Below are 4,781 nucleotides of genomic sequence, written 5' to 3'. Positions count from 1 at the left end.
GCCAAGGCGCACGCCGCCCAGGCCGGCCCCGTATCCCACACCGCTCCACTGTCCCAGACCGGCCCGCGATGACGCATCGACCCGGCGGGGCAGCGCCGTACCTCCGCGGGATGACCGCCGCCCGCGCCCACCCCCGTGGGCGGATGCGCCACGCGCCCGCGCCGCCCTAGCGTTCGGGGGGTGAGCGAGGCAGAAAAGTCCGGGCAGGTCCTGGTGGACCTGGCCGGCGTCCGTAAGGAGTACGGCCAGGCGGTCGCGCTGGACGGCGTCACCCTGCAGATCCGCGCGGGTGAGGCCGCCGCGGTGATGGGCCCCTCCGGCTGCGGCAAGTCGACGCTGCTGAACATGATCGCCGGGCTGGACCGCCCCACCGCGGGCACGGTCACCGTCGCCGGGCACGACCTGGGCCGCCTGGGTGAAAGCGCCCTGGCGCTGTTCCGCCGCCGGCACATCGGCATGATCTTCCAGTTCTTCAACCTCATCGACGACCTGCCCGCGCTGGACAACGTCGCCCTGGCCGCGCAGCTCACCGGCACCCCGGCGCGCACCGCCCGCGCCCGCGCGCTGGACCTGCTCGGCGAACTGGGCGTCGCCGGCCGCAAGGACGCCTACCCCGCCACGCTGAGCGGCGGCCAACGCCAGCGCGTCGGCGTGGCCCGCGCCCTGATGAACCGCCCGGCGCTGCTGCTGGCCGACGAGCCCACCGGCGCGCTGGACAGCCGCTCCGGCGAGCAGGTGATGGACCTGCTCATCGACCTCAACCAGATCGGCCAGACGCTGCTGATCGTCACCCACGACCTTGAGCTGGCCACCCGCTGCGCGGGCCGGCTGATCGAGTTCGCCGACGGGCAGGTCGTCGGGCAGGGCGCAGCCGGGGCCGGCCGATGAGCGCGGTGTGGCGTACTGCGCGCGCCGCCGTCGCCCGGCGGCGGGTGCAGACCCTGCTGATCGGGCTGGTCGTGTTGTGCTGCACCGCCACGGCCGTACTAGCGCTCGGTCTGCTGGACGCCGCCACCACCCCATTCGACCGTGCCTTCGAACACCAGCGCGGCGCGCATGTGGTGGCCTCCTTCGACGCCGCCAAGGCCAATCCGGCCGCGCTGGCCCGCACCGCGGCCCGGCCCGGCGTGCAGGCCGCGGCCGGGCCCTTCGGGCAGGTCGTCGCCGACTTCCCGCGCACCACCGACATCCCCGAGGCCGAAGGGCCGCTGACCATCGCCGGCCGCGCCGGGCCCGGCGGCCCAGTCGATCGGGTGTCCGTCCTGTACGGGCGGTGGGCCCGTGCGCCCGGCGAGATCGTGCTGAACCTGCCCGCCGCCGACGGCCCGCGCCGGCCCCAGGCGCTGGGCGCCCGGCTGACCGCGCCCGGCCTGCCGCCGCTGACCGTGGTCGGCCTGGCCTCCAGCATGAGCCGCTCGGCCGACGCCTGGGTGACGCCCGCGCAGATGGCCGCGCTGCGCCCGCGCGCCGTGCAGATGCTCTACCGGTTCGAGGAGGCCGCGACCGGGCCCGAACTGCGCGCGGCGATGGCCGCGTTGAGCGATGGCCTGCCGGCCGGGGCGCTCGCCTCCGCCGCGACCCACCTGGCGCTGCGCCAGGCGTTCGCCGACCTCGCCGCCGCCTACCTGCCGCTGCTGACGGTGTTCGGCGTGCTGGCGCTGCTGGTCGCCGTGCTCATCGTGGCAGGCGTGGTCAGCGGGGCGGTGGTGTCCGGACTGCGGCACATCGGCGTGCTCAAGGCCCTCGGGTTCACCCCCGGGCAGGTGGTGGCGGTGTACCTGACGATGGTGTCGGTGCCGGCGGCCATCGGCGCGGCCCTGGGCGCGGCGGCCGGTGCCGCCCTGGCCGGGCCCGTGCTGCGGGCCGCGTTCCAGGGGGTGGACGCCGGGGTGGCCGAGATCGGGTTCGGCGGCTGGGTGCCCGGGGTGTGCCTTGCGGGGATGCCGCTGCTGGTCGCGGCGGCCGCGCTGGTACCGGCGCTGCGCGCACGGCGGCTTTCGGCCGCGGCGGCGATCAGCGCCGGCAGCGCCCCCCGTCCCGGCCGCGGGCTGCGCGTCCAGCGGGCCCTCGGCGGGGCGCGGCTGCCACGCCCGGTCAGCCTCGGGCTGGGCCTGCCGTTCGCCCGGCCCGGCCGTACTGCGATGACCATGGCCGCCATCGTCGTGGGCCTGACCAGCGTCACGCTCACCACCGGGCTGGGCGTAACCATGGCCGCGTTCGCCGCCGCGGACCGGCCCCCCGCCGGGCAGGTCGGGGTGCGCGTCGGTGAGGCCGCCTTCGGCGAGAACGCCCCCCGCCTGGACGACCGGCGCATCGAGGCGCTGCTGCGTTCCCTGCCGGGCGTCCGGCAGGTCACCGCGAAGGTGTTCCGGCAGGTGCGCCTGGCCGGGCAGGCCCGGCGCGGCGACATCAACTTCCAGCGCGGCGACACCTCACCGCTGGCCGCGCAGGTCGTCCAGGGACGCTGGTTCGACGGCCCCGGCCAGATCGTCGCCCCGCCGGCGTTCCTGTCCCAGCGCGGGCTCGCCGTCGGCGACCGGATCACCCTGCTGCTGAACGGCCGCCGGGCCGAGGCGAGGATCGTCGGCAGGCTGATGAGCGGCGACGCCCGCTTCGCGTGGGCCTCCTGGGACACCCTGACCGCCCTGGACCCCCGCGCGAGCGCCGACACCTACGAGGTACGGCTGGCCGCCGGCGTAGACCCCCGCCGCTACGCCGACGCCGTCAGGGCCGCCGACCCCGGCCTGCACCCGTCCTTCAGCCTGGAGACGGGCACCACCGCGGCGACCGTCGTCGGCGTGGCGGGCGTGTTCACCGCCCTGCTGATCGCCGTGGCCGCCCTGGGGGTGTTCAACACCGTGCTGCTGACCACCCGCGAACGCCGCCGCGAGCTCGGCGTGCTCAAGTCGATCGGGATGACCCCGCGCCAGGTCACGGTCATGACGGTGACGTCGGTGGCGGCCCAGGGCGCGGCCGGCGCGCTGATCGCGATCCCCGCCGGGATGCTCGCCCACCGGCTGATCGTGGACAACGTGGGGATCGTGGAGTTCCCTGATGCGATGAAGGACGTCTTTCAGCCGTCCCATCTGGTCGCCCTGGCGCTGGCGGGCGTGGTGATCGCGGTGCTGGGCGCGCTGGCCCCGGCCTGCTCGGCGGCCCGGCTCACCGTCGCGGCGGTGCTGCACGCCGAGTGAACGCGGGGGCCTCAGGCGTCGGGGATCCAGTTGCCGTGATAGCCCAGCGGCACCCGCACCGGCAGGTGGACCCGCGCCAGCGGCGGCGCGGTGAAGTCCTGGGCCGACAACACCACCAGGTCGGTGGCCCCGCGCTCGGGGGCGGCGACATAGGCCATCAAGAACCCCTCATCCTCCCCGCCGCCGCCGTCCGGGTCGGGCACGAACGCCGCCTCGCTGACGGCCTCCTCGCGGGCGAAGCCGTGTACCTGCGCCGCGTCGGTCTCCAGGTCGTGCTTGATCAGGGCGTTGGTGAACGCCTCGTCGGGGTGCGGCCCATCGGCGGTGAACGGCATGCCGTACAGAGGGGTGATCGCCGAATAGCCGTAGCGGTAGGGCAGCGAGGCGAAGGCGTCGTTCACCCGGGGGAAGTCCTGGGCGTGGTCATCGATCCGCCGCCGCCGCACCCGGCCGCCGGCCAGGTCGACGCTCCAGCGTTCCAGCACCGGGACGATCGCCCCCGGATCGCTGACGTCCAGCGGCCCATCGGCCACGATCAGGTCCATCGTGATCGTCCGGCCGTCGTCGTAGGCGTTGAGGGTGTGGCTGACGTACAGCGGATCGGCCGGCAGCCAGCGCACCGGCCCGCCGGAGCGGGGCAGCACACCGATCCGTGCCGGATGCTCCCGATCCCAGGCGAACTGCCCGGCCGCCATGGAGAACCGCAGCGGGATGTCGAACAGCACGACGTGGTTCTGCGACAACGCGAAGTCGTGCAGGAACGGCATCTCCCCCGGCATCGGCACATCGGTCACCGAGGTCACCGTGCCCGCCGGGCCGGTGACGACGTGCTGCGCGAACGACCGCCCGATCACGTACGCCACGGAGTGCAGGTCCCCGGTACGCGGGTCGACCTTGGAATGGGAGTTGGCGCTTGAACCCTGCGGCGTGCCGCCGAGCGCGCACGGGCCGATCGCGTCCAGCTCATAGCCCAGCTCATGGGGCGGCGTGCCGCCTTCCACCAGGGCGAACGTACGGCCGGCGTGCCCGACCACCTGGACGTTGGGCGAGGTCGGCAGAACGGGCGGCTGCGGTTCGCCGCGCCGCAGCCGCTCCAGCGCCGCGCCGACCTCCGCCGAACGCACCCAGCGGTTGCGGTACCACTCGGCGCGGCCGTCGCGGATGCGCACGCCGTGGACCATGCCGGCGCCAAGGCCCCAAAAATGCACGGCGGGGTCCTCCACTGCGAGCGGGTTGGGGCCCATCCGCAGGTAGCGGCCGCGAAGGCCGTCCGGCAGGTGGCCGCCCACCGGCAGGTCGTAGGCGGTGACCTCCTCCTGCACCGGGGCGAACGGCCCTTGCAGATAGCGGCGGCGGTGCGCGGGCATCGCGCCGACCTCGATCATCGTCATCACGCTCCTGTCCGTCCCCGCAGGGGACTTCGGTACGGTGTACGAGCGTGACGCTGGCACCGTCGTGGCCGACACCGCGTTCGGCGAACTGCGACTGCCGGCCGTACTGCCGCCCGGCTGGCGCGCCCGGCTGGAACTGGCGGCGCGCCTGCAGTGGCGGCTGTACGGCAGGCACCCCTGGCTGCCCCGCCTGGTC

The 4,781-nt window shown here is 75.0% G+C and carries 3 protein-coding genes; 2 read left to right on the top strand and 1 reads right to left on the bottom strand.

Features of this window, described 5'->3' with window-relative positions:
• Positions 1 to 180: 180 nt before the first annotated feature.
• Together C1I98_RS35280 and C1I98_RS35275 are read left to right on the top strand one after the other, a co-directional pair.
• The gene (locus C1I98_RS35280; RefSeq protein ID WP_111171650.1) at positions 181 to 888 is read left to right on the top strand and encodes an ABC transporter ATP-binding protein; all 708 of its coding nucleotides are present in this window, start codon (positions 181 to 183) and stop codon (positions 886 to 888) included.
• 5 nt (positions 889 to 893) lie between these two features.
• A complete protein-coding gene (locus C1I98_RS35275) occupies positions 894 to 3,194 on the top strand; it encodes an ABC transporter permease (RefSeq protein WP_233508455.1) in 2,301 nt (766 codons plus the stop codon).
• An 11-nt stretch (positions 3,195 to 3,205) separates the two neighbouring features.
• Here the strand turns inward: C1I98_RS35275 and C1I98_RS35270 are convergent, their stop codons facing one another.
• Complete coding sequence (locus tag C1I98_RS35270) at positions 3,206 to 4,585, bottom strand: carotenoid oxygenase family protein (protein ID WP_233508454.1); 1,380 nt, start codon at positions 4,583 to 4,585, stop codon at positions 3,206 to 3,208.
• Between the last annotated feature and the right edge of the window lie 196 nt (positions 4,586 to 4,781).

The organism is Spongiactinospora gelatinilytica (genome assembly GCF_003236385.1).
Lineage (GTDB): Bacteria > Actinomycetota > Actinomycetes > Streptosporangiales > Streptosporangiaceae > Spongiactinospora > Spongiactinospora gelatinilytica.
Note: the sequence above shows the minus strand (reverse complement) of the source record. Positions and strands in the feature narration are given on the sequence as shown.

What these genes read in the sequence shown, in the direction of transcription:
- C1I98_RS35270 (WP_233508454.1), bottom strand. Translation starts at nt 4,585, where the DNA reads ATGACGATGATCGAGGTCGGCGCGATGCCCGCGCACCGCCGCCGCTAT.